The following is a 26,038-nucleotide window of genomic DNA, read 5'->3' on the forward strand; positions in this document are numbered from 1 at the left end:
CCGACGAGCGCTGGGCCACGTGGATCGCCTGGCAACTGGAGTCCGCGGGCTACCGCACGATGCTCCAGGCGTGGGACTTCGTGCCGGGAACCAACTTCATCGACTTCATGGACCGGGGCGTCAGCGAGGCGGATCTCGTCGTCGCGGTGCTGAGCCGCAACTACCTCCAGTCGCGGTACGGCAGGCTGGAATGGCAGGCCGCGCTGCGCGCCGACCCGGACAACCGTCCAACAAACTCGTCACGGTCCGGCTGGAGGACTGCCCGCTCGAAGGGCTTCGCCACCTGCGAGGCCGACGACGTCCGCCCGCAGCCGCCGTACTGGCCGAAGTGGCGTCACTTCTCCAACCTGTTCAAGGAGCTCTTCCAGGGGCTGGACGGCCCGGCGTTCGACAGCGCCCAGCCGTGGACGCTGTTCGACCTGCCCGAGCTGAGGGTGGCCGTCGCGGGGCTGAACTCGACGATCGCGATGAGCCACCGCGAGGAGGACAACCACGGGTACATCGGCGAGGCCCAGGCGCGCAAAACACCAGGTGGGAGGGTGCATGCGGGAACACGTGCATGATCACCCCCGAGGTTGGGCGCGGAGGTCGGACCAGATCTTGGACACCTGGGCGTCCAGGACGTCCAGGGACCCCTCGTTGTCGATCACGATGTCGGCGACCTTGAGGCGGTCCTCCCGGGAGGCCTGGGCGGCGATCCGCGCCCGAGCGTCTTCATCCGACATGTCCCGATATTTACGGAGACGTTCCAGGCGGATCTCGTCGGAGGCGTCCACGACGATCACCACGTCGTACAGCGGCGCGAGGTTGTTCTCCGCCAGGAGCGGGACATCGTAGACGACGATCGCCCCGTCGGGGGCGGCCCGCTGGAGCTCCCCCACCCGCGCGCCCACCTTCGGATGGACGATGCCGTTGAGGATCTTGAGCTTGTCCGGGTCGGCGAAGACGATGGACCCGAGCCTCTCGCGGTCGAGCGTCCCGTCCGGGCGGAGCACGCCTTCACCGAAGGCCTCGACGATCTCCGCGAGCCCCGGCGTGCCGGGCTCCACCACCTCGCGGGCGATCTTGTCGGCGTCGATGACGACCGCGCCGCGCTCCGCGAGCCTCTTGGAGACCTCGCTCTTCCCCGACCCTATGCCGCCTGTGAGGCCAACCTTCAGCACGCCCGAAGCCTATCCGCGTCGCGGCGGAGATGGACCAGCGTGAGATGGTCCTGCAGGCGCTCCCTGCTCGTCTCGCGGTAGCCGAGGCGGCGGTAGAGCCGCAGATTGCCGCCGGACAGGTGGCCGGTGAACAGGTCGAACGCCGTCGCCTCCGGCACCGCCTCATGGAGGGCGGCCAGCAGGGCGCCGCCGATCCCCTGGCCCTGCCGGTCGGGGGCGACGACGAGGCGGCCGACGAGGCAGGTGGAGCCGGACAGCCGCCCGCGGACGGAGCCGACGATCCGGGGCCCCGCCATCGCCTTCAGCACGACGCCGGTCTCGACGACGTCGCGGACCTGGTCGAGGGATTCGACGAGCGGCCCGATGAAGGGGTCGCCGTACAGCTGGGCCTCGGTCACGTACGCCGCCCGCTGAAGGGTGAGGATCTCCCCCGCGTCGCCGGGCAGCGCCCGCTCGATGCCCACCACGTCCACCACGACGTCCACCACGACATCCCCCACGCTCTCCATCACGCGGTCACCCTATGACACGAAAAGGCCCCGCCGAAGCGGGGCCTTCCGTCGTGATCTGAGTGATCAGCTCTGGCCTCCGGCCAGCTTCTCGCGCAGGGCCGCCAGGGCCTCGTCCGAGGCGAGGGCTCCGCCGGTGGACTGGGCCGCGGCCGGGGTCTCGCCGGTGTAGGTCGACGGGGCGGCCTCGCTGGCCTCCGCCTCCTCCTGGCGAGCCTTCTCGACCTGCGACTTGTGCGCCTCGAAGCGGGCCTGGGCCTCGGCGTACTGCCGCTCCCACTCCTCGCGCTGCTTGTCGAAGCCCTCGAGCCACTCGCCGGTCTCGGCGTCGAAGCCCTCGGGGTAGATGTAGTTGCCAGCGTCGTCGTAGGTCGCCGCCATGCCGTACAGCGTGGGGTCGAACTCGACGTCGGCGCCGATCGCGCCCTCGTTCGCCTGCTTCAGCGAGAGGGAGATGCGGCGGCGGTCCAGGTCGATGTCGATGATCTTGACGAAGATCTCGTCGCCGACCTGCACGACCTGCTCGGGGATCTCCACGTGGCGCTCGGCCAGCTCGGAGATGTGGACCAGGCCCTCGATGCCCTCCTCGACGCGGACGAACGCGCCGAACGGCACCAGCTTGGTGACGCGGCCGGGGACGACCTGGCCGATCTGGTGGGTCCGGGCGAACTGCTGCCACGGGTCCTCCTGCGTCGCCTTGAGCGACAGCGAGACCCGCTCGCGCTCCATGTCGACGTCGAGCACCTCGACCGTGACCTCCTGGCCGACCTCGACGACCTCGGAGGGGTGGTCGATGTGCTTCCAGGACAGCTCGGAGACGTGCACCAGACCGTCGACGCCGCCGAGGTCCACGAAGGCGCCGAAGTTGACGATCGAGGACACGACGCCCTTGCGGACCTGGCCCTTCTGCAGGGTGTTGAGGAACGTCTGGCGCACCTCGGACTGCGTCTGCTCCAGCCAGGCGCGGCGGGACAGGACCACGTTGTTGCGGTTCTTGTCCAGCTCTATGATCTTCGCCTCGAGCTCGCGCCCGACGTACGGCTGGAGGTCGCGGACGCGGCGCATCTCGACCAGGGAGGCCGGGAGGAAGCCGCGGAGGCCGATGTCGAGGATGAGACCACCCTTGACGACCTCGATGACCGTGCCGGTGACGATGCCGTCCTCGTCCTTGATCTTCTCGATCGTGCCCCAGGCCCGCTCGTACTGAGCGCGCTTCTTGGAGAGGATCAGGCGGCCTTCCTTGTCCTCCTTCTGGAGGACCAGGGCCTCGACGTGCTCCCCGACCTCGACGACCTCAGCCGGGTCGACGTCGTGCTTGATGGAGAGCTCACGCGAGGGGATGACACCCTCGGTCTTGTAGCCGATGTCGAGCAAGACCTCGTCTCGATCGACCTTGACAACGGTGCCTTCAACGATGTCGCCGTCGTTGAAGTACTTGATGGTCTCGTCGATCGCGGCGAGGAAGGCCTCCTCGGAACCGATGTCGTTGACCGCTACCTGCGGGGTGCTCGAGGTGGCCTCAGTGCTGCTCGTCATGTGTGGAATTGCTCCGAACCGGACAGATGTCGTTGTGACAGAAGCGCGGCGGGCCTGTTTTCGTTCACCGGTGGCTGCTCGTGAAAGCTACGGATGACCGAGCGCGAGCCCGCTCCGTCCGAGACGCGCGCGAGCCCACAGCGCAGCGATCAGCATATGAGACATGGCGGGCGCGGTCAATCCGGGCCGAGCAGGCAACCACTAGTACGCGATGATCTCTTTTGCCTTGCTTGAAGCGATTTTGCCCTCAAGTCTCTTCGGGACCGACACATGGGTCGGGTCTCCATCCGACGTGTACCGCTCCTGCGGGTGTTTGTCCAGCCAATCCAGCCAGTACGTCGTGCACCAGCGGCGGCATTCGCCGTGTTTTCCGTTGGACTGGATCCTCGGGATCGCATATCGGCTGAACGATTTCGCGTACGGCGAAACCGACGGCTCCGCTCCGGCGAGGAAGACGCCGTCGAAGTGATACGCGGTCCCGTCCCATTTCCCGTCGTGCGCCGCGGTCAGCTTCTTCGGGCGGGAGCCGTACGGCAGGGCGAACGTCGTGGACGCCGGGACGCCGAGCTTCTTGAGCAGCCGCTCCTGCCTGACGATCTGCTCCTTGACCTGCTTGGTGGTGAGGCGGTGGAGATCGGGGTGGGAGGAGGTGTGGTTGGCGACCTCGAAGCCGTGACCGAGCAGCCACTTCACGGCCTGCGCCTGCTGGGCGGGGTCCTTCAGCCCGAAGGGGTTCCGGTTGATCCAGAACGTCGCGACAGGCCGGAAGTTCGGGTGCCTGGCGGCGACCTCGTAGATGAGGCCCACCGCCGTGTCGTTCTTCGGCATGCCGCTGCCGTCAACCGCGAAGTGGCTCCGGTTCCCGTCGTCGAACGTCAGCACGACAGGGTGCGTCCCCGCCGGAATGTTGAAGTTTCCGGACACGAACTCGGCGGCGGTGACGGGCACGTAGTTGTCTTTGGCGAGCCGCTCCAACTCGCTCCGGACCTGGGCCGGGGTCCGGTCGATGGACGCGATCCGCTTGGGCAGCAGCCGGTGATACATGATCACCGGTATCAGCCCCACCTCGTTGGCCTGCGCCTTTCTCGCCGACTCGGCGGTCGCGCTCACCGGTGGGGGCAGCCGGGCGCCGGGCAGCGCGCCTGCCGGCTTCACCCTGACCCGCGCCTCCGGGCGGCTCGCCGACGGAAGGAGCGCCAGCACGACGAGGCCGATGACGACCACGACCATGTTGGCGACCACCGTCACCCGAGCAAGATTGCGCACAGTCATCCGACCCTATTACCCCGCCACACACGGACGTTCATGTGTGCTGAAATTCCCTTGTGAATTGGAGTCTGAGGGCCTGCGGGCGGCACGGTCACGTCACCTACGCGCCAATCGAGCAGCCGTTGCGCGACCGCCTGCGCGCCGAAACCGCGCTGGGCGAGGCCTGGCGATGCCTGCGCTGCGGCGACTTCACCCTCGGGGAGCCGCACGGCTCCGGCCCGGCGGAGGACGCGCCGATCGTGCTGCGCGGCCACGCCCTCAGGGACGCGACCATCCTGCGGCTGCTCGCCGTCTTCCGGTGGGCCAAGGGCCTGCTCGTGCTCGGCGCGGCATACGGCGTGTGGCGGTTCCGCGCCCACCACGACGCCGTCAACCGGGCCTTCCACGAGGACCTGCCCCTCCTCCAGCCGCTGGCCGACAAGCTGGGCTGGCACCTGGAGGACTCGGGCGTGCTCCACACGCTGCGGACCGTGCTCGCGGCGGAGACGCGGACGCTGACCTGGATCGGGCTCGGCCTGCTCGTCTTCGGCGCGCTGCTCATGACCGAGGGCGTCGGCCTGTGGCTGCTGAAGCGCTGGGGCGAGTACTTCGCGGTGGTCGCCACCTCGCTGTTCATCCCCGTGGAGATCTACGAGATCGTCGAGAAGGTGACCTGGCTCCGGATCGTCATCCTGCTGATCAACATCGCGGCCGTCCTCTACATCCTGCTCAGCAAGAGGCTGTTCGGCCTGCGCGGCGGGCAGGCCGCCTACGAGGCCGAACGGCACGAGGCGAGCCTCCTGGAGGTGGAGGCCTCAGCCCTGGCCCAGTGACGGTTCAGTGACCGCCCGGGAACCGCCCGGGGCGGTTCAGTGACCGGCGTCCTCCCAGGTCGAGCCGACCCCGACGGAGACGCCGAGCGGGACGCGCAGCTCGTAGGCGGCGCACATCTGCTCCCGCACCATCTCGGTCAGCTCGTCCAGCTCGCCCGGGGCGACCTCGAACACCAGCTCGTCGTGGACCTGGAGGAGCATCCGGGAGCGCATGCCCTCGATGGCCCGCTGCACATTGAGCATCGCGACCTTGATGATGTCGGCCGCCGAGCCCTGGATGGGCGCGTTGAGCGCCATCCGCTCGGCCATCTCCCTGCGCTGCCGGTTGTCGCTGGTCAGGTCGGGCAGGTAGCGGCGGCGGCCGAGGATCGTCTCGGTGTAGCCGTCCTTGCGGGCCTGCGCCACGATCGCGTCGAGGTAGTCGCGGACCCCGCCGAACTCCTCGAAATACTCGTCCTTGAGCGCTCTGGCCTCCGCGACCGGGATGTTGAGCTGCCCCGAGAGCCCGAAATCGGACAGGCCGTAGGCCAGGCCGTAGTTCATCGCCTTGATCCGGGCCCGCAACTCGCCGTCCACCTGCTCCGGCGGCAGGTCGAAGACCCGGGCCGCGGTCGCCTGGTGGAAGTCGTGGCCCGATTCGAACGCCGCGATCAGCGACTCGTCCTGCGACAGGTGCGCCATGATCCGCAGCTCGATCTGGCTGTAGTCGGCCGTCAGCAGCGTGTCGTAGCCCTCCCCCACCACGAAGCCCTTCCGGATCCGGCGGCCCTCGGCGGTCCGGATCGGGATGTTCTGCAGGTTGGGCTTCTCGCTGGACAGCCGCCCGGTCGCCGCGATGATCTGGTTGAACGTCGTGTGGATCCGCCCGTCGTCGCCGATCTCCTTGATCAGGCCCTCGACCGTGGTGCGGAGCTTGGTCTGGTCGCGGTGCCTCAGCAGGATCGTCGGCAGCTCGTTGTCGGTCTGCAGCGCGAGGGAGGCCAGGGCGTCCGCGTCGGTCGTGTAGCCGGTCTTGATCTTCTTCGTCTTCGGCAGGCCCAGCTTGACGAAAAGGATCTCCTGGAGCTGCTTGGGCGAGCCCAGGTTGAACTGCTCCCCCACGACCTCGTGGGCGGCCTCGACGGCCTGCTTCACGGCCGCGCCGAACTCGGCCTCCAGCGCCGCGAAATACTGCCGGTCGGCGGCGATGCCGGTCCTTTCGATCTCGGCCAGCACCCGCACCAGCGGCAGCTCCACGTCGGTGACCAGGCGCGTCCCGCCGCGCTGGGACAGGTGCCCCTCCAGGGCCTCGGCCAGGTCGCGCACGGCCTGGGCGCGCAGCGCCAGGTCCCGCGCGGCTCCGGCGTCGGCGTCGTCGAACAGCGAGCCCTGCCCGTTCGGCGCCGACTCCGCCCGCAGCTCCCGATGCAGGTAGCGCAGAACGAGGTCGTCGAGCGGGAACGAGCGCTGCCCAGGCATGGCCAGGTAGGCCGCCAGGGCCGTGTCACAGGTGAGCCCGCGCAGGTCCAGCCCGAGCGCCCACAGCGCCAGCAGCGGCCCCTTGGAGTCGTGTACGGCTTTCGCCCTCGACTCGTCGGCCAGCCACGCCGCCAGGGCGGCCTCGTCCTCGGGAGTGAGCTGGGTGGGATCGATGTAGGCCGCGCCCGTGGCGGAGGCGATGGCGATGCCGTCCAGCCGGCCGGTGCCGCTGCCGTACACCCCCTTGAACTCCAGCCCGGCCCGGCCCTCGGGGAGGGCCTGGAGCCAGCCGGCCACCTGGCCGGGCTCCAGCACCGTCACCTCGAGCTCGAAGCCCGCCTCGGCCTCCGGCTCCGTCGTGCCGAGCGTCTTGAAGAGCCGCTCGCGCAGCTCGCCGCGGATCTGCAGCGAGTCGAGGAGCTTGTTGACCTCCTCGCGGTCCCACTGGCCCATCGTGAGGCCGGCCACGTCGGCGTCGAGCGTGACGTCGCGCTTCAGCTCGGTCAGCATCCGGTTGTGGATCACCTGGCCGAGGTGCTCGCGGAGCTTGTCGCCGACCTTGCCCTTGACCTCGTCGGCCCGCCTGACCAGCTCGTCCAGCGAGCCGTACTCGGCGATCCACTTGGTCGCGGTCTTCTCGCCCACGCTGGGGATGCTGGGCAGGTTGTCGCTCGGGTCGCCGCGCAGCGCCGCGAAGTCGGGATACTGCGCCGGGGTCAGGCCGTACTTCTCGATCACGGCCTCGGGCGTGAACCGGGTCATGTCGCTGATGCCGCGCCGGGTCATCAGCACCGTGACGTTCTCGTTCACGAGCTGCAGGGCGTCGCGGTCGCCGGTGACGATCAGGACGTTCATGTCACTGGCGGCGGCCCGCGTGGCCAGCGTCGCGATCAGGTCGTCGGCCTCGAACCCGGCCAGCCACAGGCGCGGGATCCGCAGCGCGTCGAGCAGCTCGTAGATGAGCTGCATCTGGCCGCGGAAGTCCTCAGGGGTCTCCGACCGGTTGGCCTTGTAGCCCTCGAACGCCTCATGCCGGAAGGTCGGCTCGCTCCGGTCGAAGCAGACCACCACGTGGCTCGGCTGCTCGTCGCGCAGGATGTTGGCGAGCATCGAGGTGAAGCCGTAGACCGCCTCGGTGTGCTGCCCGTCCGTCGTCATGAGGTTCGCGTCCTTCAGGGCGTAGAAGGCGCGGTACGCAAGAGAATGCCCGTCCAGGAGCAGCAGGCACGGACGGGTGGGGGTCGGTTCACTCTTCGGCACACCCGCAGCCTAGTCTCCCTCTACGACAGAAACCCCAGGCTCTTCCCACAGGAGGCGTCCCCTTGACCTTGACCGATCCCGAGGAGTTCCTGGAGTTGATGAACAAGTCCGGCGAGGGCCACCTGCCCGCGCGCATGGGAATCGAGATCCTGGAGGCGAGCGCCGAAAGGGTCGTCGGCCGCATGCCCGTCGAGGGCAACACCCAGCCGTACGGCCTGCTCCACGGGGGCGCCTCCTGCGTGCTGGCCGAGACCCTCGGGTCGATGGGAGCCGCCCTGCACGCCGGGCACGGAAGGGGCGCCGTCGGCATCGAGATCAACGCCACGCATCACCGCTCCGCCTCGTCGGGACACGTCACCGGCGTCGCGACCCGCCTCCACGGCGGCCGGACGCTCGCGACCTACGACATCGAGATCAGCGACGACCGGGGGCGGCGCGTGTGCACCGCGCGGCTGACGTGCATGCTGCGCGAGACCGGGTCCGCGAACGGCGGAGCGGCCTAAACCCGGCACTCGCCATATTTACTCCTATAACGGAACGGCTTGCGACTCTCTTTGCACGGTGGCCCCTCAGGTCGCTACCGTTGTGGCCCCAGAGCCCGTGGGAGACCGAGTAGACAACGTGCGGAGCCGGGGAAGCTGTGCACGGACCCAAAGGTCCACCGCGGGCTCATCACAGCCCTTTCCTCAGGTGAGGCCGCACGCCGCGGTCGCGAAGGACTGGAAGAGCCGCTGGGACGGCTCGTCCGGCACCACGATCACGCGGTACGTCTGCGCCCCTCCCACCGAGGCCCACACCGGGAACAGGAACGCCTGCTTGGCCTCACCCATGGCATGCGGGTCGCACCGGCTGGGGGTCACGACGACCGGTATCTCCCACGTCGTCGACGGCCCGGGGATCACCGCCACCGGGCGGCGCTCACCGGAGGCGGGTTTCAGGTCGTAGTGGGTGGTCCCCCCGATGTCCTCGACCGTGACGGGCGCCGTTCCCCCCTTCCGCAGGATCCGGATCCCTCCGGTCAGCCGCCCTCCGGTCCGGGTCCAGGTGTCGCCGAAGGCGACCTGGATCGACTGCCGGAGCATGAACTCCCCGCACTCGGTGCGCAGCAACTGGCCGAGCAGCGGATCGGGGTGCGGGATGGCGAACATCACCTCGTGGAGCGGGCCCCCGGCGACACGGAGACGAGCCAGCACCACCGCCGGCTTCACCGGGGGGATCCGCCGGGGGTCGCAGCGTGCCGCGCCGTACGGGATGGGCAGGTCCGTGCGCGGGGTCCTGCCCAGGGTGCTGTTCACCGGCTGCGCGGGCATCTCCTGGAAGGAGCCGCTGACCAGCCGCACGTCCTGGAAGAACACCGGCGTGGCCGTGTCGTTGCGGACGGCGACCTGCAGCCGGTGGACCGGGACGTCCGACCGCCACTGCTGCAGCGAAACGGAGAGACCGGGAGGAGGAGCCGCGGAGGGGGCGGGATCCGTCCCACAGCAGCACACGGTCAGGACCGTCGCGATCGCCGCTCCGATCCTGACGATCGCGTTCCGCCAACCCACGGCCCCTCCTCGGCCTACACCCGCGCCAGCGTTCCCAGGTAGAGCTCGATGACCTTGGGGTCGTTGATGAGATCCCGGCCGCTCGCCATGTACGCGTTGCGGCCCTGGTCGAGCACATAGCCCCGATGACAGATCTGGAGGCAGCGCCGCGCGTTCTGCTCCACCATGATCACCGTCACGCCGGCCCTGTTGATCTGCTGGGCCTGGATGAAGACCAGGTCCTGCAGCTTGGGCGACAGGCCGGCCGAGGGCTCGTCGAGGAGCAGGACCGACGGCTCGGTCATCAGAGCCCGGCCCATCGCGACCATCTGCCGCTCGCCGCCCGACAAGGACCCGGCCCGCTGCCTGCGGCGCTCCTTGAGGGCGGGGAAGATCTCACAGACGAACTCGAACCGCTCCTTGAACTTCTTGGGCACCTGGAACGCGCCCATCTCGAGGTTCTCCTCGATGGTGAGGCTGGGGAAGACGTTGTTGGTCTGCGGGACGTATCCGACCCCCCGGGCGACGAGCGCGTGCGCCTTCAGGTTGGTGATGTCCTCGCCGTTCAGGGTCACCGTGCCGCTGCGCACGTTGACCAGCCCGAACAGCGACTTGAGCAGGGTCGACTTGCCGGCGCCGTTCGGGCCGATGATGCCGATCAGCTCCCCCTGCTTCACGTACAGGTCGGCGCCGTTGAGGATGTTGACCCCGGGGACGTACCCGGCGTACAGCTCGTCGGCCCGCAGGACGGCGTTCTCGGCCCCGGCGAGGTGGTCGGCGCGGTCCACGACGGCGGCCGCGGACTCCGCACCCTCGGTCTCCACAGCTTCGTTCTCTACAGGGGCCTCGCCGTTCGGCTCACTCATGCCTTCTCCTCGATCTCGGCTTCGAGCTCGGCCTCGGCCTCATGCAGCTGCTCCTCGGCCTCCTCGACCGACATCGGCGCGTCGTGGTGGGCGCCGAGGTACGCGTCGATGACCCGGTGGTCCGACATGATCGTGTCAGGAGGGCCCTCCGCGATGACGGCGCCCTGGGCCATGACGATCACCCAGTCGCTGATGTCGCGGACCATGTCCATGTCGTGCTCGACGAACAGCACCGTCATCCCCTCCTCGCGGAGGGCCTTGACGTGCCCCAGGAGCGACTGAGTGAGGGCGGGGTTCACCCCGGCCATCGGCTCGTCGAGCATGACCAGCTCGGGCTTGACCATGAGGGCGCGGGCCATCTCCAGGAGCTTGCGCTGGCCGCCCGAGAGAGAGCCGGCGAAGTCGTCGCGCTTGGCGGCGAGCTTGAAGCGCTCGAGGAGCTCCTCCGCCCGTTCGGTGATCTCGTCCTCCTGGCCCCGCCAGCTGCCGGGGATCAGCGCGCGGAAGAAGTTCTCGCCGCGCTGGTTCTGCGCGCCGAGCCGCATGTTCTCCATGACGGTCAGCTTCGAGAGTGCCTTGGTGAGCTGGAAGGTCCGGACCATGCCGTGCCTCGCCACCCGGTGGGCGGGGACGCCCTTCAGCGACTTGCCGTTGAAGGTCCAGTCCCCGGCGTCGGCGGTGTCGAAGCCCGTGAGCTGGTTGAAGAACGTGGTCTTGCCCGCCCCGTTGGGCCCGATGAGGGCGGTGATGGACCCGCGCTGGACCTCCATGTGGTCCACGTCGACCGCGGTGAGGCCGCCGAAGCGGCGGACCACCTTGTCGACGACGAGGATCGGATCGGGCTTGGCGACCCCCGGCTCGGTCTCGAGATCCGCGAAGGCGGCCAGTGCCTCGGCCTTCTTCGAGCTGGTGGTGTCAGCGTGCATCGAGCGCGATCTCCCTCTTGTCACCGAAGATGCCCTGGGGCCGGAAGATGAGCAGGAGCATCAGGCCGAGGCCGACGAGCATGAAGTTGATCGGGCCCACCTGGTTCACGCTGATGAACGTGATCACGTGGTTGTTGACCGCTTCCTCCATGCCGGTCTTCACCAGGATGAGCAGCAACCAGAAGATCGCGGCTCCCACCACCGGCCCCAGCACTCTCGCGGCGCCGCCCAGAATGAGCACGGTGTAGGCGAAGAACGTCAGCTCCGTGCTGAAGAGGTCCGGCTGGGTGGCCGCCCGGCTCAGCGCGAAGATGAACCCGGCCAGGGCTCCGACCACGCCGCCGAACACGAGCGCCTGCATCTTGTAGGAGAAGACGTTCTTGCCCAGGCTCCGCACGGCGTCCTCGTCCTCGCGGATCGCCTTGAGGACGCGGCCCCACGGGCTCTGCATGGCGAGGTAGACGACCGCGCAGGACACCGCCACGAGCACCCACCCGACCGTGAGCACCCACATCGTGCGGTGGTCGAAGCCGATGGGCCCGATGCCGTACTCACGGGGAGAGTACGGGTTCAAGGCGTAGAAGCCGTCGGAGAACGCCTCCAGGCCGTCGGTGCCGCCGAAGGTCTTCTCCAGCGCGACGGACCTCACGACCAGCCGGACGATCTCCGCCGCCGCGATGGTGACGATCGCGAGATAGTCGGCCCTCAGACGCAGGGTGGGGATGCCGAGGAGCAGGGCGAAGACGACCGCGCCGACCAGCCCGACCGCCACGCCGAGCCAGAAGGGGAGGCCGAAGGTGGCGATGGTCGTCGCCAGGCCGTACGCGCCGACCGCGAGGAAGCCCGCCTGCCCGAAGTTGAGCAGTCCCGTGTAGCCGAAGTGGACGTTCAGCCCGATCGCGGCGAGGGCGTAGATGACGGCCTCGGTGCCGATCCCGGCCTCAACCGCCCGGGTGAAGATGAGATTCCAGTCCATGGTTTCCTCCCTAGCCGATCCGCTCGCGGCGGCCGAGAATGCCCTGCGGCCGGACGAGAAGGACGACGATGAGCACGGCGAGGGCGCCGACCGTCTTCAACTCCGGCGGGATCCACAGAGTCGAGACCTGAACGAACATTCCGACCACGAGCGAGCCCACCAGCGCGCCGAACGCCGTCCCGAGCCCGCCGAGCGTCACCCCGGCGAACATCAGGAGCAGCACCTGCTGACCCATCTGGTAGTTGAGGATCTGCGTGGTGCCGAGCATGATGCCAGCGAGCGCCGCGACCGCCGTGCCGACGGCCCACACGATGCGGATGACCCGGTCCACGTTGATGCCGGAAGAGGCGGCCAGGGAGGGATTGTCCGCCACCGCGCGGGTCGCCTTGCCGAGCCGCGTGAAAAGCAACGCCAGACCGACGATGACCAGAACCGCGATTTCGATGGCCATGGCGACCAGGCTCTTGGGGGTCGTCGAGATCGGCCCGATCTGGATTCCGTCCTGCGCGACATATTGCCGGTACGGAACGTTCTCCCCGCCGAAGAGGAACAGGAGGAGATAGCGCAGGAACATCGCCAGGCCGATGGAGATGATCATCATGGACACCAGCCCGGTCTTGCGCCTGCGAAGCGGTCCCCAGAAGAATCGTTCCTGCCCGTATCCGATGGCGGCGGCCACGATGACGGCCAACGGCGTCGCCACGAGAAGGTGCAGTCCGAGGGTGTTGAAGACGTAGGCGATGAAAGCGCCAATGGTGAGCAGCTCACCGTGGGCGAAATTGGTGAGACCGGTCGTACCGAAGATCAGCGAGATGCCCATCGCGCCGAGCGCGATGATGAGACCGAGGCTGAGCCCCTCGAACGCGAGCTGCGCGAGCTCGTCCCAGAAGGTGCTGCCGTCGCCGGAGGTGTCGCCCTGCCCCGCCGGCTGGTTCGCCGTACCCGCGGGCACCAGGGGGAACAGCACGTTGCGCATGTTGCCCTCGAACACCTGGAGGGTCAGCGAGCCTCGCTCCTTGAACTTGAGCGCGACCTTCGGAGGGAGCGTCTTCTGATCGAGGGTGACCTTGTACGTCCCGGCCTTCGGCACGGGAATCTCCCACTTGCCGGTGGCGTCCGTCGTCGCCTCCCCCACGGGAGCGTTGGATTCGGTGACCACACTGATCTTCACGCCGTTCACCGGCTGGCCTTGATTTTGGAGTGTTCCCCTCAGGCCCTCGCCCTCCGCCCATGCTGTGGGGGCGCAGAGCAAGAAGACGAGTCCACCCAGGAAGGCCGTGAACGCGATCACGGCACTGCGCAATGGTGCTCCCTCTAATAGATCATCTGGGGTTGTGCCCCGACTCGTGCGAGCAGCGTCAACGACCCTGCGAACGCTGTGGCCGGAGCATAATGCGCGACGCCCGGATTCGGACCGTTCGTCACCAATTGGTGACCAGGGCGTGTCACCTGCGTGAGCAAACTTCCTGGTCGCCGGATTCTAGACTAGGGACCTTCAATTTCCGCGTGGTCGCAGAGAGTTGACGCCATGGGACGAACGACGATCAGAACCGCCGCCAGACTCCTCCCGGCCGGATTCACGCTCCTGGCACTGGCCGCGTGCGGCTCCTCCGTCCCACCGCCGGTCGCGAAATCCGCGTCTCCGGCCGCACGGTACGTCGTCGGCGCGGATCCCGGCGACGACCCCTGCGCCCGCATCGTCTCCGCCATCGGATTCGCGGACGCCCTCCTGCGGCCACCAGGCGAGGAGGACCGCCAGGAATTCGACGAGGGGGTACGCGGCAGGATCGCGTACGTCGAGGGCGTCGTCCTCGAGTACGGCCCCCGCCTCCCCGGGCAACTGCTCGAATACGAGGCCCGGTTACGAGAGACGACACACGGGCTCGTGCCCGCCGCCACCCGGCCCGAGGACCAGGTCCGCCTCCTGAAGGAGTATCGGGCCGCGGCGGACTCGGTGAAGAAGGGCTGCGCGAAGGCCTGAACAGCCCGAATGCCTGAACAGCCCGAGGGCCCCGGCCAAACGGCCGAGGCCCTCGTGTCCGTGATCCGGGGGAGGGTCAGCCGGAGACCTTGCCCGCCAGGTACGTGACGTTCTTGTACTTGTTGTCGTCGCCGTACTGGTAGATGCCGATGGTGGCCTCGGACGGGTCACCGGCGTCGCTGAACTCGACCGGGCCGCTGACCCCGTCGTAGTCGATGTCCTTGCCGGCCTTCAGCAGATCGAGGCAGGACTTGAAGTCCTTGCACTTCTCGCCGCCCTTGCTGACGTCGATGAGCTTGGACGCGATCGCCGTGCCGGAGTCGTCCTTGGCCGCCTCGGCTGCCAGCGCGGTGAGGGTCGTGGCGTCATAGGACTCGGGGCCGTAGCTGAAGTCCTTCAGTGACGGGTCGACGCCGAGCAGCTTCTGCTTGAAGTCCGCCGACGACGCGGCGCCGGGCAGGGTTCCCTTGACACCGGTCAGGGTGCCCTTGGGGAAGTCCTTCGCGTAGTCGGCGAGGTTGCCGTCCACGAAGTAGATCTTGACCTTGTCCGGGCCGAGCCCCTGCTTCTTGAGCTCAGGGATGATCTTCGTGGTCTCGTTGAAGGCGATGAGCGCGATGGCCTTCGGGTTCTTCGCCTTGATCTTGGCCACGTCGGCCGAGAAGTCCGCGGCCGCCGGGTCGTAGGCCGTCTTCACGACGACCTCCGCGCCGCCGCCGCTGACCGACTTCTCCACCTCGGCCGCCAGGCCGTTGCCGTACGAGTCCTGGCGGTTCAGGATCGCGACGGTGTCGCTGCCGTCCTGAACGATCAGGTCACCGAGCACACGACCCTGGAGGACGTCCGACGGAGCCGTGCGGAAGTACAGGCCCTTGTCGTTGAAGGTCGTGAACTCCGGCGAGGTGTTGGCGGGAGAGAACTGCACCACACCGGCACTCGTGATCTTGTCGATGACCGTCTTGGAGACGCCAGAGGACGCCGCGCCCACGATGACGTCCGACTTCTGCTGCAGCAGCTTGTCGACGGACTGCGACGCGATGTCGGTCTTGGTGTCTCCCGAGTCGGTGTCGATCTCGACGACCGGCTTGCCGAGGACGCCACCGGCGGCGTTGATCTCCTGAACCGCCAGCTTGACCCCGGCGAACTCCGGCGGGCCGAGGAAGGCGAGGTCACCGGTCTGCGGGAGCAGGGCACCAATCGTGAGAACGCCGTCGCCCTTCGCACCGGCGGGCGCGGAGGAAGCGGAGGCGGCGGGCGCCGAGGACGCCGGCGCGGCGCTCTCCGTGCCACCTCCACAGGCCGTCAAGGCGAGGCCGGCAGCCGCGGCGACGGCCAGCGCGCGCCCAATGGGGGCAATGCGGATCATGAAGTATCTCCTTCACCCAGGCCGGGAAACGTCAGCGCTGCCGACCTGTCCCGATCGAATGCTGGAAAGGTACATACCTCAAGGTGCCCCTGACCAGGAAAGCGTCAGAACTGTCCACACTTGGATGCGGAGTCGTAATAACTCCTCAACTTAGCGGCGCGACCCGTCTGACCAGGAGCGCCGCCTGTTCACCCGCCGCCGGGGGCCTCAGGCCGACGGCTCGGACGATCCCGCGCCCTCGTTCACGACGATCTGCGCCACCTGGCGCATGCTCAAACGCCGGTCCATGGACGCCTTCTGGATCCACCGGAACGCCTGCGGCTCGGTCCAGCCGTGCTGGGCCATGAGGAGGCCCTTCGCCCGCTCCACCAGCTTCCTGGTCTCCAGCCGGTCGGAGAGGGTGGTGACCTCCTTCTCCAGCGCCGCGATCTCCTCGTGGCGGCTGACCGCCATCTCGATCGCCGGGACCAGGTCACCCTTGGTGAACGGCTTGACCAGGTAGGCCATCGCCCCCGCGTCCCGGGCCCGCTCGACGAGGTCGCGCTGCGAGAACGCGGTCAGGATGAGGCACGGCGCGATCCGCTCCGACACGATCCGCTCCGCCGCCGAGATCCCGTCGAGAACCGGCATCTTGACATCGAGAATCACCAGATCAGGCCGGAGCTCCATGGCCAGTTTGACCGCGCTCTCCCCGTCGCCGGCCTCTCCGACCACGGCGTAGCCGTCCTCTTCGAGCATCTCCTTGAGGTCGAGGCGGATCAGTGCCTCATCTTCCGCGATCACCACTCGTCGCTGCGTACTCACGCACAAGAGGTTACCGACGTCCGCTACATTAGGACCACGCCAGGGGCCCTGCGGCCGATCACATGTCCGCTAAGCTCTAAGCGACGGGTTCGGACATATTCATATAAGTCCGGATTGAAGCCCCGGTACCCCAATTGGCATGAGGGAGCGGATTCAAAACCCGTACAGTGTGGGTTCGAGTCCCACCCGGGGCACTTACACCGCTTGTAGCGGCATCGAAACTGTCAGTGGCGACTGCCATCATCGGGGTCGTGTACGACTCAGCAATCCGCCGCCGCGCCCTTCAGCTTCTGTCGTCCGGTCTCACCATCAGTGATGTGAGCCGCCGTCTCGACGTCTCACGGGCCGCGATCAAGGAGTGGCGCGACAATCCCGGCCGCGTCTCCCCAATGATCGTCACCTGCCCCCGCTGCGAAGAGGTCCCCGTCCCTCCCAGGCCGCCGGAGATGTACGCCTACCTCCTCGGCCTCTACCTTGGGGACGGCTGCATCAGCGTCATCGGCGATCCGGCGAAGGATGTGTGGTCCCTCCGGATCATGTGCGCGGACGCGTGGCCTGGCCTTCGGGACGAATGCATTCGGGCGATGCTTTCTATCCGCCCGATGAACAAGGTCCGCACCCTCCAGAAAGAAGGGTGCACCGAGGTGAACTCCTTCTCCAAGCACTGGCCGCATCTCTTCCCGCAACACGCGCCCGGTAAGAAGCACGACCGCGAGATCGTCCTGGCTGAGTGGCAGCAGGAGATCGTCGAGGCGCACACGGGGCAGTTCGTCCGGGGGCTGATCCACTCGGATGGCTACCGGGGCATGAACCGCGTGCGCCATACGGTCGCCGGGCAGGACAAGTGGTACGAGTATCCCCGCTACCTCTTCAAGAACGAGTCGAAGGACATCCTCCGGCTGTGCGGCGAGGCGCTCGACCGCCTCGGAGTCGAGTGGCGGCACAACAAGCACAACGAGATATCGGTCGCCAAGCGCGAAGCCGTGGCGAGGCTCGACCTGTTCGTCGGCCCCAAGTACTGAGTCCCATGCTCAAGCACTCAGCCCCAACACTGACCCCGTACGGCTAAGCAGCCGGAACGGCGCGGAGCCAGGTTCGGTCGGGGGTCAGGTAGACGTCGACGACCAGACCGGCGGCCCGCAACTCCGCCTTCAACGCGTCCTGTGTCAGTCTCCGCGTGGTGAAGGAATGGGTCCAGGTCCGGGGGCCCACCTCGTAGCGCATGGTGGCGGACACCAGGTCGGGCGCCGGCCGGCTGAGCTCGGTCATGGTGAAGGTCATACCGTCCTTGGTGCCGCCCTGTCCTCGTACCCAGGCGTCCTGAATCTCGGCGGGCTGCCACTGGATCAGCGCGCCACCGTCCTCGGCGAGGTGATGGCGGCAGGTGTCCAGCAGCCGCCGCCGTTCATGGTCGTCGGGGGTGTTGACGAGATACGAGGCCAGGAGAACGGTGTCGAACCGCCGGTCCAGACGTAGATCCTGAATTCGGGCGCAGACGGTCTCGACGCCGACGACACGGGCCAGCATGTCCGGGGACTCGTCGACCGCGACCACGGAGAACCCGAGCGCGGCAAGGGCATGAGCGATCCGTCCCGGGCCGGAGCCCAGGTCGAGGATCGTCCGCCCGTCGCCGGCGGCGGCCTGGATGATCGCGGGGTCCTCTCCGGGAGGCAGCAGCACGTAGAACTCCACGGCACAGCCGTCGGGCGCGATCGGCCCGGGCCCGCTGCCGCTGCTCGGGGGCATCCGCACCGCCCCAGCCTACGAGCCGCCCGTTGCGGCACGACGCCGATCAGCCGGGGTCCGGCGTTCAGTCGGGTCACGGTGGTCAGTCGGGGTCACGGTGGTCAGTCGGGGTCACGGCGGTCAGTCGGGGTCGCGGCGGTCGTCGAGCAGGTGGGGAAGCAGGCCGAGGGCCGCGCCGCCCGCGGCGCCGCCGCTGAGCAGCGCGGTGGGCCAGGGGGCGCCCGCCGCCAGGACCAGGGCGCAGGCGATGGTCGCGACCAGCGCGGTGACGGTGAGGATGAGGAGCGCGGGCAGGGAGAACATCGCCGTCACCGTCCCCAGGACCCTGACGGGCGGCCGCTGCCGGTGGCGGTCTGCTCGTCGGCCCAGAAGTCGATGAGCTCGTCGTCGGTGAGCTGGTCGAGCGAGCGCGCGGGCGGGATGCGCCCCGTGCTCAGCGCCCAGGTCGTCAGCAGCAACGCGAGGAGTTCGTCGTCGCTGGGCATCCAGCACGCGGCGAGGATGCTCGGCGGATGGCCGTGGGCCATCGGGAGGGTTCGCGGCGTGGGAGCGAAGCACAGCATCGGGCCGGCCTTCCTTGGGACGTCGGTGTGCGGGATCAACGATGTGGGCTCCGCGTCACCGGCTGCCACCACTCCAAACATCTCCGGACGACGGCGGAGCAGATGGCCGTACGTGGGACTGATGAGGCTGGATGGACGGCTGGGAGCTCCGGCTCGCGCCCGGCCCATCCGGGCTAATCCGGCCCTATCCGGATTCGTCCGGTCCCATCCGGCCGTCTCCCGAGCCGGCCGAGTCGTAACGGCGGCGGTCCGGGGCCGTCGCCCCGGATGACACCGGATCCGGGAATTCGCCCCGGCTTGCCGCTCTTTTGGTGGGAACATGGCCCCGCTACATCGTGTAGATCATCTATTCCTCACAGCGACTGGGCCGATGACTGAACACCATGGCGTTGCGTGCAGCGCCTTCGTGGACGAGCTCAACGAATTGCGGGAGCTGGCCGGCTGTCCCACGCTGTCCGAGCTGCGCAAGCTGTCGGAGCGGACGGGCGCCGACGGCTCCCGTCGACGGGTGCTGGCGGAGAGCACCACCCACGACATCCTGACCGGCAAGCGGTCGCGGCTGCCCGACTGGCCGTGGATCGCCTCCTTCGTCGCCGCCTGCCAGGCCGCGGCGGCCGAGACCGGCCTGGACCTCGTCCCTCTGGGCACCATCCAGGACTGGCTCGCCCGATGGCGGGCGGCCCGCACCTCACAACCGGCCGCCACACCGGTCGCGCCGACCACGCCGACCACCCCGACCACGCCGCCTTCCGGCGGGCAGGACGAGGCGCCCGCGCCGGCGCGGAGCTCCGACGTGGCTGTCCCGAAGGCCGATCCGTCACCGCCACCGATCTCCGCACAGATGCGGCGTTATAGGGAGGCCTTCAACCGGACCGGCACGCGGCTGGTACGGCAGGCCGAGGCGGGGGACGCGCACGCCTGCATGCGGCTGGCGGTTCTCACGCTGCTGCAGGGGTGGCCGAGCGAGTCACGTGAGTGGTTGCGCCGCGCCCAGGTCGAGGGGGATCGTGACGCGATGGCGCTCGACCGCCATCCGGACGCCCGGGACATGGCCGCCGAGCTGTCCTACCGATACGGCCGCGAGTACGTCACGGCCGTGGCCGACAAGACGAGCATCGCGATGCTCTTCTTCCGGATGGCCGCCTCGCACGGCCATGCCGACGCCGCGTACGAGCTCGGCCAGCTCCACGCCCGGAAGGGCGACCAGTGGTCTGCCGCCACGTGGTTCAGCCGCGCGGCCAACCATCATCATCCGCACGCCGCCGCGGAGTTCAACGCCATCTCCGAACGGCTCAGCAACGCGTCCTGGAACGGCGACTGGGCGGTGCAGGTCGACCTGATGTGGCATCCGCCTCCGGCGTAGCCGTACGAGATCGAAGGTCAGGCGAGGCTGTCGAGCCAGGCCTGGTGGAGGCGGGCGAACCGGCCGGATCGGGCGATGAGGTGCTCGGGCGGGCCGTCCTCGACGACGCGGCCGCCCTCCATGACGAGCACCCGCTCGGCGATCTCCACGGTGGACAGGCGGTGGGCGATGATGATCGCGGTGCGGTCGGCGAGGATCGTGCGGAGGGCCCGCTGGACGAGCCGCTCGCTCGGCACGTCGAGGCTGGAGGTGGCCTCGTCGAGGATCAGCACGGCGGGGTCGGCGAGGAAGGCCCGGGCGAAGGCCACGAGCTGCCGCTGTCCGGCCGACATGCGGCCGCCGCGCTTGCCCACCTGGGTCTGGTAGCCGTCGGGCAGTGTGGCGACGAACTCGTGCGCGCCGATGGCTTCGGCCGCCTCGACGACGGTGGCCATGGACGCCTCGGGGCGCCCGAACCGGATGTTGTCGGCGATCGTCCCGGTGAACAGGAAGTTCTCCTGGGTGACCATGACGACGTGGCGGCGCAGCGTGGCCTCGTCGAGGTCGCGCAGGTCGACGCCGTCGAGGAGGACCCGGCCGGCCACCGGGTCGTAGAAGCGCGAGATCAGCTTGGCGAGGGTGGTCTTGCCCGCCCCCGTAGTCCCGACCACGGCGACGGTCTGGCCCGCGGGGATCTCCAGGTCGAGGCGGGGCAGGACGGGCGGGCCGCCGGCGTAGGCGAACTCCACGGCGTCGAACCGCAGCGCGCCGCGGGGGCGGGCGAGCGGCGCGGGGCGCCGGGGCTCCGCGACGTCCGGCTGCTCCTCCAGCACGCCCGAGAGCTTCTCCAGGGCGGCCCCGGCCGACTGGAGGGCGTTGTAGAACTGGCTGATCTCCTGCATCGGCTCGTAGAACTGGCGGAGGTAGAGCAGGAAGGCTGCCAGCACCCCGACCGTCACCGTACCGCGCACGGCGAGCCACCCGCCGTACAGCAGGACGACGGCCACGGTGACGTTGCCGATGAGCTTGATGCCGGGCATGAAGATCGCCACGAGGCGGGAGCCGCGCGTGTTGGCGTCGCGGTAGTCGGCGTTGAGCTTCTCGAAGATCTCCTGGTTGCGGGGCTCCCTGCGGAAGGCCTGCACGGCGCGGATTCCGGTCATGGACTCGACGAAGTGCACGATGACGAGCGCGACGGTCTCGCGGGTCCTGCGGTAGGCGTCGCTCGACTGGCGGCGGAACCACCGGGTGAACAGCAGCAGGACGGGCAGCGGCAGCAGGGCCACCAGGCCGAGGTGGACGTCGAGCACGAGCAGCATGACGGCCGTGCCGAAGAGGGTGAGCACGGCCGTGACGAGCCCGTCGAAGCCCGAGTCGAGCAGCTCCGCGATGGCCTCGACGTCCGAGGTGAGCCGGGCGATGACCCGGCCGGAGGTGTACTTCTCGTGGAAGGAGAGGGACAGCCTCTGGAAGTGGTTGAACACGCGGCGGCGCAGTTCGAGCAGGATGTCCTGCCCGATCCGGCCGGAGAGCTGGAGGAACGCCTGCCGGGTGACCGCCTGGGTCAGCGCGGCCGCGACGATGGCCGCGACGATCGTGAGGAGCGTCCCCGCTCCGCCGCCGTCCGTCATCGGCGGGATGCCGCTGTCGATGCCGGTCTTCACGAGGTACGGCAGGGCGAGGCCGGCGGCGTTGGACACCACGATGACCGCGGTGAGCACGCCGATCGCCTTCCGGTGGGGCCGCAGCAGGTCGCCGAGCAGCCGGCGCGAGCGGGTCCGCAGCAGGAGGGAGACGGTCTCGGGGATGTGTTCCTTGTCCTCGGCGGCCACGCCGCGCCATCTGTCGGTCGCTTCGTCAGCCTTCGCGCCGGAGGTCGTATCAGCGGTCGTGTCAGCCGTCATGTCGGTCATCGCACCGCCTGCTCCGGGTCGAGGTCGGCGTCCTGGGCGAGCAGAGCGCGGTACTCCGGGACTTCGGACAGCAGGTCGGGATGCCGGCCGATGTGGGTGATGGTGCCTTCGCGGAGGAGGGCGACCCGGTCGGCCAGCAGCACGGTGGAGGCCCGGTGGGCGACGACGAGGCCGGTCGCGTCGGCGAGGACCCGGCGCAGCGCCTCCTCGACGAGGGCCTCGGTCTCGACGTCGAGGGCGGAGAGGGTGTCGTCGAGGACCAGGATCCTTGGTTTGCCGAGGACGGCGCGGGCCAGGGCGAGGCGCTGCCGCTGGCCGCCGGACAGGGACATCCCCTGCTCGCCGATCCGGGTGTCGAGGCCCCAGGGCAGGTCGTAGGCGAAGGTGGCCTGGGCGATCTCCAGGGCTTCGCGGATGTCGTCGTCGGTGGCGTGGCGGTGGCCGAGCGTGAGGTTCTCCCGGACGCTCATCGAGAACAGCGTCGACTCCTCGAACGCGGTGGCGACGACCGAGCGCAGCGCCGGCAGGGACAGGTCGCGCACGTCGTGCCCGTCGATGGTGACCCGGCCGCCGGTGACGTCGCAGAGCCGGGGGACGAGGGCGGTCAGCGTGGTCTTGCCGGACCCGGTGGCGCCGACGATGGCGACCGTCTCCCCCGGGCGCACGTCGAGCCAGACGTCGCGCAGCACGGGCCGCTCGGCGCCGGGGAATCGGAAGTCCACGCCCTCGAACCGGAGGTGTCCTCGCGGCTCCTCGATGACGCCGGTGCCGCCGGTGATGTCGGGGACGGTGTCGAGCACCTCGATCACGCGGTCGGCGGAGGTCATCGCCTCCTGCCCCATGGCGAGGATGTAGCCCAGCGAGGCGACCGGCCAGACGAGCTGGAGCACGAGGGTGGTGAAGGCGACCAGCGTGCCGATCGTCAGCGAGCCGTGGGCGACGGCGAGCGCGCCCAGCAGCAGCACCATGGCGAGGGTGACGTTGGGGACAACTTCGAGGAACGTGAAGAAGCGGGAGGCAAGGCGCACCTTGGCGAGCGACGTCCTGTGGATCTTGCGAGCGGTGTCGTCGAAGTTCTCGTAGAGGTGGCGCCGACGGCCGAACGCCTTGATGGTGCGGATGCCCACCGCCGACTCCTCGACGAGGGTGGCGAGGTCGCCCTGCTGGTCCTGGACCTGGCGGGAGATGCCGATGTACCGCTTCTCGAACCGGAGCGAGATCGCCACGATGGGCACCGCCGACGCGGTGACGAGCAGGCCGAGCGGCCAGTACATCCGCAGGAGCACGATGATCACGACGGTGAGCTGGATGACGTTCATGACGAGGAACAGCACGCCGAAGCCGAGGAAGCGGCGGATGGTCGACAGGTCGGTCGTCGCGCGGGACAGGAGCTGGCCGGACTGCCACTCGCCGTGGAAGCTCATCGGGAGGCGCTGGAGCTGGCGGTAGAGGTCGTCGCGGAGGGCGGTCTCCAGGCCGAGGACAGCCCCGATCTGGGACCACCTCCGGACGAACGTGAGGACCGCCTCCGCGATCCCCAGACCGAGCGCGAGCAGCCCGAGCGGCAGGAGCGCTCCAAGGTCGCCGTGCCTCACCGGGCCGTCGATGATCTCCTTGCCGACGAGCGGGATGACCGTGCCCGCGGCGATGCCGAGGAACGCGGCCACCCAGGAGACGATGAGAACCCGGACGTAGGGCCGCAGGTAGGACCGCAGCCGCCACAGCGAGCGCCAGGAGAGCCGCCGGGCGCCCGGCCTCGCATCGGGATCGTCATAAGGATCTTGATCGGGGTCTGAAGCCATGGTCGGGCGCAGCTCTCCTCACCGGTGCATGGGACAGGATCGGACGACTCGCACCTGTTCATGCTTCACCAGAAAGGTTGCTTCGATCAACCGGTTTTGGCCCGCCACCGGGGGCCCCACGCCGTCAGCGGGCGTGGGCCACCGCGGAGCCGATCGTGTGCACCCGGAGCGCGTTGGTGGACCCGGGGTTTCCGGGCGGGGAGCCGGCGACGATGACGATCTTGTCGCCCTTCTCGAACTGGCCGAGGGACAGCAGCGAGGCCTCCACCTGGCGCACCATGTCGTCGGTGTGGTGGACGAACGGCACCTCGAAGGTCTCGACGCCCCACGTCAGCGCGAGCTGGCCGCGCACCTGCGGGTTGGAGGTGAAGGCCAGCAACGGGATCGGCGAGCGATACCGGGCCAGGCGGCGGGCGGTCTCGCCGGACATGGTGAACGCCACGAGCGCCTTGGCGCCCACGATCGCGCCGACCTCGGCCGCCGCGCGGGCGATGGCGCCGCCGGTGGTCTCGGGGAGGCGCTCCAGGGTGTGCGTGGCGCGCAGCGCGGTGCCCTCGGCGGCGATGGCGATGCGGGCCATCGTGGAGACCGACTCGATCGGGTAGTTGCCGACCGAGGTCTCGCCGGACAGCATGACCGCGTCGGCGCCGTCCATGACGGCGTAGGCGACGTCGGAGGCCTCCGCGCGGGTCGGGCGGGGGGCGCTCATCATCGAGTCGAGCATCTGGGTGGCCACGATGACGGGGTGCGCCTTCTCGCGGCACAGCTCGATGATGCGGCGCTGCACGATCGGGACCTGCTCCAGGGGCAGCTCGACGCCGAGGTCGCCCCGGGCCACCATGACGCCGTCGAACGCGTCGACGATCTCCTCGAGGCTCTCGACGGCCTGCGGCTTCTCGATCTTGGCGAGGAGCGGCAGGTGAACGCCCTCCTCCTCCATGATCCCGCGGACGATGTCCGCGTCCTCGGGCGACCGGACGAACGACAGGGCGATCATGTCGAAGCCCGTGCGGAGGGCCCAGCGCAGGTCCTCCTCGTCCTTCTCGGTGAGCGCGGGGGCGCTGACGGCGACGCCGGGGAGGTTCAGCCCCTTGTTGTCGGAGATCATCCCGCCGATGACAACGCGGGTCACGACGCGGGGACCCTCCACGGCCGTCACCTCGAGGCTGAGGCGGCCGTCGTCGACGAGGATGGTGTCGCCCGGCTTGACGTCACCGGGGAGGCCCGCGTACGTGGTGGAGACGATGTCCCGGTCTCCCGGCACGTCCTCGGTGGTGACGGTGAAGACGTCACCGAAGCCGAGCCGTACGGGACCTGAGGCGAAGCGGCCGACGCGGATCTTGGGACCCTGCAGGTCGGCGAGGACTCCGACGGCCTGGCCCAGCTCGTCGGCGGCGGCCCTGACCCGATCCAGCACCTCCTTGTGGAGCTCGTGGCTGCCGTGGGAGAGGTTGAACCGGGCCACGTTCATGCCTGCGGCGATGAGCTCGCGGAGGCGCTCCGGCGAGGAGGTGGCGGGGCCAAGGGTACAGACGATCTTTGCTCGACGACTCACAGGACCCACCCTAATTGGTACAGACCACTTGGTTGAGACGACGCCCAGAGCTGTCGCCAAAAGTTCAGACTTCACGCGGTCACCCACGTGTTCCAGCGTTGCGCCCCATGGGACGTACCCGGACATGGGCCGCGACGGCGGCGCTGCTCAGCGTGGCCGCCCGCGAGCCCAGAGTACCCAATAGAGCGACCGCCAGCGGGCGTTTCCATCGCCGTATGAACCACGTGGAGATCTGGCCGTCTAAGCGGACGCGGGCGACCTTCCTGTCGTACGCGGAGACGACGTGCGGCGTCGGCGGCTGACCTGAAGGTAGAGCACCCCGCCCCAGGAGACGAGCACGACGCCGACCACGATCCACCGCACGAGCACGGCGTACTCAGCGGGGTAGACGGCGCCCTGGATGTAGGTGTCGATGAAGCCGCCGGGGGCGAGGCCCCGCTCCCCGGCATGGGCGCGTGCCCAGTTCTCGATCGCCGTGAGGGGACACTCGGCCAGCCCGGCGATCTGGACGAGGCCCCAGGCGGAGATGGCGAGGTGCGGCCAGAACAGCCGGGGCCGCGGCCAGGCGAGGAAGCCGCCCAGGCCGATGTACGCGATGACCAGGAAGTGCACCACCATGGTGGCTTCCCCGAGAATGCGATAAATCATGATCTGCCCTCCGATAC

At 68.9% G+C, this 26,038-nt stretch carries 24 protein-coding genes, 1 tRNA gene and 1 pseudogene; 7 read left to right on the forward strand and 19 right to left on the reverse strand.

The features are described 5' to 3' along the window. Positions 1–11 precede the first annotated feature (11 nt). A pseudogene (locus ABH927_RS05470) lies at positions 12–563 on the forward strand (toll/interleukin-1 receptor domain-containing protein); the annotation flags it as partial. On the opposite strand, the gene coaE reads toward ABH927_RS05470, so the two are convergent. From coaE to ABH927_RS05490, 4 genes are all read right to left on the reverse strand, one after another. Next, positions 564–1,163, reverse strand: coding sequence for a dephospho-CoA kinase (coaE, locus tag ABH927_RS05475; protein WP_370018627.1), 600 nt, complete (start codon positions 1,161–1,163; stop codon positions 564–566). Beyond that, the gene (locus tag ABH927_RS05480; protein ID WP_370019043.1) at positions 1,157–1,672 is read right to left on the reverse strand and encodes a GNAT family N-acetyltransferase; all 516 of its coding nucleotides are present in this window, start codon (positions 1,670–1,672) and stop codon (positions 1,157–1,159) included. Before ABH927_RS05480 ends, coaE begins: the two co-directional genes overlap by 7 nt. Before the next feature lie 66 nt (positions 1,673–1,738). Beyond that, positions 1,739–3,208 (reverse strand): 30S ribosomal protein S1, encoded by a 1,470-nt coding sequence (gene rpsA, locus ABH927_RS05485; protein ID WP_370018629.1) that lies wholly within the window; start codon positions 3,206–3,208, stop codon positions 1,739–1,741. 201 nt (positions 3,209–3,409) lie between these two features. Then, positions 3,410–4,480: a polysaccharide deacetylase family protein gene (locus ABH927_RS05490; protein WP_370018631.1), complete on the reverse strand. Its 1,071-nt coding sequence runs from the start codon at positions 4,478–4,480 to the stop codon at positions 3,410–3,412. Between the two features lie 53 nt (positions 4,481–4,533). Here ABH927_RS05490 and ABH927_RS05495 point away from each other — a divergent pair, with 53 nt between their 5' ends. After that, complete coding sequence (locus tag ABH927_RS05495) at positions 4,534–5,289, forward strand: DUF2127 domain-containing protein (RefSeq protein ID WP_370018632.1); 756 nt, start codon at positions 4,534–4,536, stop codon at positions 5,287–5,289. A gap of 36 nt (positions 5,290–5,325) precedes the next feature. On the opposite strand, the gene polA is transcribed toward ABH927_RS05495, so the two are convergent. Further along, positions 5,326–8,007, reverse strand: coding sequence for a DNA polymerase I (polA, locus tag ABH927_RS05500; protein ID WP_370018634.1), 2,682 nt, complete (start codon positions 8,005–8,007; stop codon positions 5,326–5,328). A gap of 98 nt (positions 8,008–8,105) precedes the next feature. Between polA and ABH927_RS05505 the strand changes: the two genes are divergently transcribed. Beyond that, complete coding sequence (locus tag ABH927_RS05505; RefSeq protein ID WP_370019044.1) at positions 8,106–8,510, forward strand: PaaI family thioesterase; 405 nt, start codon at positions 8,106–8,108, stop codon at positions 8,508–8,510. 183 nt (positions 8,511–8,693) lie between these two features. Here ABH927_RS05505 and ABH927_RS05510 read toward each other — a convergent pair whose 3' ends face one another. The 5 genes from ABH927_RS05510 to ABH927_RS05530 are packed head-to-tail and all read right to left on the reverse strand — an operon-like array spanning position 8,694 to position 13,592. Beyond that, positions 8,694–9,554 (reverse strand): hypothetical protein, encoded by an 861-nt coding sequence (locus tag ABH927_RS05510; protein ID WP_370018636.1) that lies wholly within the window; start codon positions 9,552–9,554, stop codon positions 8,694–8,696. Positions 9,555–9,568: 14 nt separating this feature from the next. Next, positions 9,569–10,399 carry an ABC transporter ATP-binding protein gene (locus ABH927_RS05515; protein ID WP_370018638.1) on the reverse strand — a complete coding sequence of 277 codons (831 nt, stop codon included), beginning with the start codon at positions 10,397–10,399 and terminating at the stop codon, positions 9,569–9,571. Next, positions 10,396–11,325 carry an ABC transporter ATP-binding protein gene (locus ABH927_RS05520; protein ID WP_370018640.1) on the reverse strand — a complete coding sequence of 310 codons (930 nt, stop codon included), beginning with the start codon at positions 11,323–11,325 and terminating at the stop codon, positions 10,396–10,398. Before ABH927_RS05520 ends, ABH927_RS05515 begins: the two co-directional genes overlap by 4 nt. After that, positions 11,315–12,301, reverse strand: coding sequence for a branched-chain amino acid ABC transporter permease (locus tag ABH927_RS05525; protein WP_370018642.1), 987 nt, complete (start codon positions 12,299–12,301; stop codon positions 11,315–11,317). The genes ABH927_RS05520 and ABH927_RS05525 overlap by 11 nt, the downstream gene beginning before the upstream one ends. Before the next feature lie 10 nt (positions 12,302–12,311). Further along, the gene (locus tag ABH927_RS05530; protein ID WP_370019046.1) at positions 12,312–13,592 is read right to left on the reverse strand and encodes an ABC transporter permease subunit; all 1,281 of its coding nucleotides are present in this window, start codon (positions 13,590–13,592) and stop codon (positions 12,312–12,314) included. Positions 13,593–13,829: 237 nt separating this feature from the next. On the opposite strand from ABH927_RS05530, the gene ABH927_RS05535 reads away from it, so the two are divergent. Continuing rightward, positions 13,830–14,282 carry a hypothetical protein gene (locus ABH927_RS05535; protein ID WP_370018644.1) on the forward strand — a complete coding sequence of 151 codons (453 nt, stop codon included), beginning with the start codon at positions 13,830–13,832 and terminating at the stop codon, positions 14,280–14,282. A 76-nt stretch (positions 14,283–14,358) separates the two neighbouring features. On the opposite strand, the gene ABH927_RS05540 is transcribed toward ABH927_RS05535, so the two are convergent. Together ABH927_RS05540 and ABH927_RS05545 are read right to left on the reverse strand one after the other, a co-directional pair. After that, a complete protein-coding gene (locus ABH927_RS05540; protein ID WP_370018646.1) occupies positions 14,359–15,648 on the reverse strand; it encodes an ABC transporter substrate-binding protein in 1,290 nt (429 codons plus the stop codon). 207 nt (positions 15,649–15,855) lie between these two features. Continuing rightward, complete coding sequence (locus ABH927_RS05545) at positions 15,856–16,452, reverse strand: ANTAR domain-containing response regulator (RefSeq protein ID WP_370018648.1); 597 nt, start codon at positions 16,450–16,452, stop codon at positions 15,856–15,858. 119 nt (positions 16,453–16,571) lie between these two features. Between ABH927_RS05545 and ABH927_RS05550 the strand changes: the two genes are divergently transcribed. Both ABH927_RS05550 and ABH927_RS05555 read left to right on the forward strand, forming a co-directional pair. Next, positions 16,572–16,646: transfer RNA gene (locus ABH927_RS05550), tRNA-Leu, on the forward strand. A 57-nt stretch (positions 16,647–16,703) separates the two neighbouring features. Next, on the forward strand, positions 16,704–17,474 hold the full coding sequence (locus ABH927_RS05555; protein ID WP_370018650.1) for a helix-turn-helix domain-containing protein: 771 nt from the start codon (positions 16,704–16,706) through the stop codon (positions 17,472–17,474). A 43-nt stretch (positions 17,475–17,517) separates the two neighbouring features. Here ABH927_RS05555 and ABH927_RS05560 read toward each other — a convergent pair whose 3' ends face one another. The 3 genes from ABH927_RS05560 to ABH927_RS05570 all read right to left on the reverse strand — a co-directional run bounded on the left by ABH927_RS05560 (position 17,518) and on the right by ABH927_RS05570 (position 18,830). Continuing rightward, positions 17,518–18,198, reverse strand: a complete 681-nt coding sequence (locus ABH927_RS05560) for a class I SAM-dependent methyltransferase (RefSeq protein ID WP_370019048.1) — start codon at positions 18,196–18,198, stop codon at positions 17,518–17,520. 120 nt (positions 18,199–18,318) lie between these two features. Next, the gene (locus tag ABH927_RS05565; protein WP_370018652.1) at positions 18,319–18,501 is read right to left on the reverse strand and encodes a hypothetical protein; all 183 of its coding nucleotides are present in this window, start codon (positions 18,499–18,501) and stop codon (positions 18,319–18,321) included. A 5-nt stretch (positions 18,502–18,506) separates the two neighbouring features. Next, a complete protein-coding gene (locus ABH927_RS05570) occupies positions 18,507–18,830 on the reverse strand; it encodes a hypothetical protein (RefSeq protein WP_370018653.1) in 324 nt (107 codons plus the stop codon). Between the two features lie 301 nt (positions 18,831–19,131). On the opposite strand from ABH927_RS05570, the gene ABH927_RS05575 reads away from it, so the two are divergent. Further along, positions 19,132–20,124 carry a hypothetical protein gene (locus ABH927_RS05575; protein ID WP_370018655.1) on the forward strand — a complete coding sequence of 331 codons (993 nt, stop codon included), beginning with the start codon at positions 19,132–19,134 and terminating at the stop codon, positions 20,122–20,124. A gap of 17 nt (positions 20,125–20,141) precedes the next feature. Here ABH927_RS05575 and ABH927_RS05580 read toward each other — a convergent pair whose 3' ends face one another. The 4 genes from ABH927_RS05580 to ABH927_RS05595 all read right to left on the reverse strand — a co-directional run bounded on the left by ABH927_RS05580 (position 20,142) and on the right by ABH927_RS05595 (position 26,021). Then, positions 20,142–22,007, reverse strand: coding sequence for an ABC transporter ATP-binding protein (locus tag ABH927_RS05580; RefSeq protein WP_370018657.1), 1,866 nt, complete (start codon positions 22,005–22,007; stop codon positions 20,142–20,144). 5 nt (positions 22,008–22,012) lie between these two features. After that, positions 22,013–23,818 (reverse strand): ABC transporter ATP-binding protein, encoded by a 1,806-nt coding sequence (locus ABH927_RS05585; protein ID WP_370018659.1) that lies wholly within the window; start codon positions 23,816–23,818, stop codon positions 22,013–22,015. A 124-nt stretch (positions 23,819–23,942) separates the two neighbouring features. Further along, positions 23,943–25,373, reverse strand: coding sequence for a pyruvate kinase (pyk, locus tag ABH927_RS05590; protein ID WP_370018661.1), 1,431 nt, complete (start codon positions 25,371–25,373; stop codon positions 23,943–23,945). 240 nt (positions 25,374–25,613) lie between these two features. Then, a complete protein-coding gene (locus ABH927_RS05595) occupies positions 25,614–26,021 on the reverse strand; it encodes a DUF2784 domain-containing protein (RefSeq protein ID WP_370018663.1) in 408 nt (135 codons plus the stop codon). Between the last annotated feature and the right edge of the window lie 17 nt (positions 26,022–26,038).

The sequence above is a fragment of the Planotetraspora sp. GP83 genome (genome assembly GCF_041262585.1).
In the GTDB taxonomy this organism is placed as follows: Bacteria; Actinomycetota; Actinomycetes; order Streptosporangiales; family Streptosporangiaceae; genus JAOEGB01.

Excerpts from the sequence above, each read along its gene's own strand:
- ABH927_RS05585 (WP_370018659.1), bottom strand. The coding sequence starts at position 23,818 with ATGGCTTCAGACCCCGATCAAGATCCTTATGACGATCCCGATGCGAGG.
- ABH927_RS05525 (WP_370018642.1), bottom strand. The coding sequence starts at position 12,301 with ATGGACTGGAATCTCATCTTCACCCGGGCGGTTGAGGCCGGGATCGGC.
- ABH927_RS05595 (WP_370018663.1), bottom strand. The coding sequence starts at position 26,021 with ATGATTTATCGCATTCTCGGGGAAGCCACCATGGTGGTGCACTTCCTG.
- ABH927_RS05560 (WP_370019048.1), bottom strand. The coding sequence starts at position 18,198 with ATGCCCCCGAGCAGCGGCAGCGGGCCCGGGCCGATCGCGCCCGACGGC.
- rpsA (WP_370018629.1), bottom strand. The coding sequence starts at position 3,208 with ATGACGAGCAGCACTGAGGCCACCTCGAGCACCCCGCAGGTAGCGGTC.
- ABH927_RS05535 (WP_370018644.1), top strand. The coding sequence starts at position 13,830 with ATGGGACGAACGACGATCAGAACCGCCGCCAGACTCCTCCCGGCCGGA.
- ABH927_RS05580 (WP_370018657.1), bottom strand. The coding sequence starts at position 22,007 with ATGACGGCTGACACGACCGCTGATACGACCTCCGGCGCGAAGGCTGAC.
- ABH927_RS05565 (WP_370018652.1), bottom strand. The coding sequence starts at position 18,501 with ATGTTCTCCCTGCCCGCGCTCCTCATCCTCACCGTCACCGCGCTGGTC.
- ABH927_RS05480 (WP_370019043.1), bottom strand. The coding sequence starts at position 1,672 with ATGGAGAGCGTGGGGGATGTCGTGGTGGACGTCGTGGTGGACGTGGTG.
- ABH927_RS05505 (WP_370019044.1), top strand. The coding sequence starts at position 8,106 with ATGAACAAGTCCGGCGAGGGCCACCTGCCCGCGCGCATGGGAATCGAG.
- ABH927_RS05515 (WP_370018638.1), bottom strand. The coding sequence starts at position 10,399 with ATGAGTGAGCCGAACGGCGAGGCCCCTGTAGAGAACGAAGCTGTGGAG.
- ABH927_RS05490 (WP_370018631.1), bottom strand. The coding sequence starts at position 4,480 with ATGACTGTGCGCAATCTTGCTCGGGTGACGGTGGTCGCCAACATGGTC.
- ABH927_RS05575 (WP_370018655.1), top strand. The coding sequence starts at position 19,132 with ATGACTGAACACCATGGCGTTGCGTGCAGCGCCTTCGTGGACGAGCTC.
- ABH927_RS05540 (WP_370018646.1), bottom strand. The coding sequence starts at position 15,648 with ATGATCCGCATTGCCCCCATTGGGCGCGCGCTGGCCGTCGCCGCGGCT.
- ABH927_RS05520 (WP_370018640.1), bottom strand. The coding sequence starts at position 11,325 with ATGCACGCTGACACCACCAGCTCGAAGAAGGCCGAGGCACTGGCCGCC.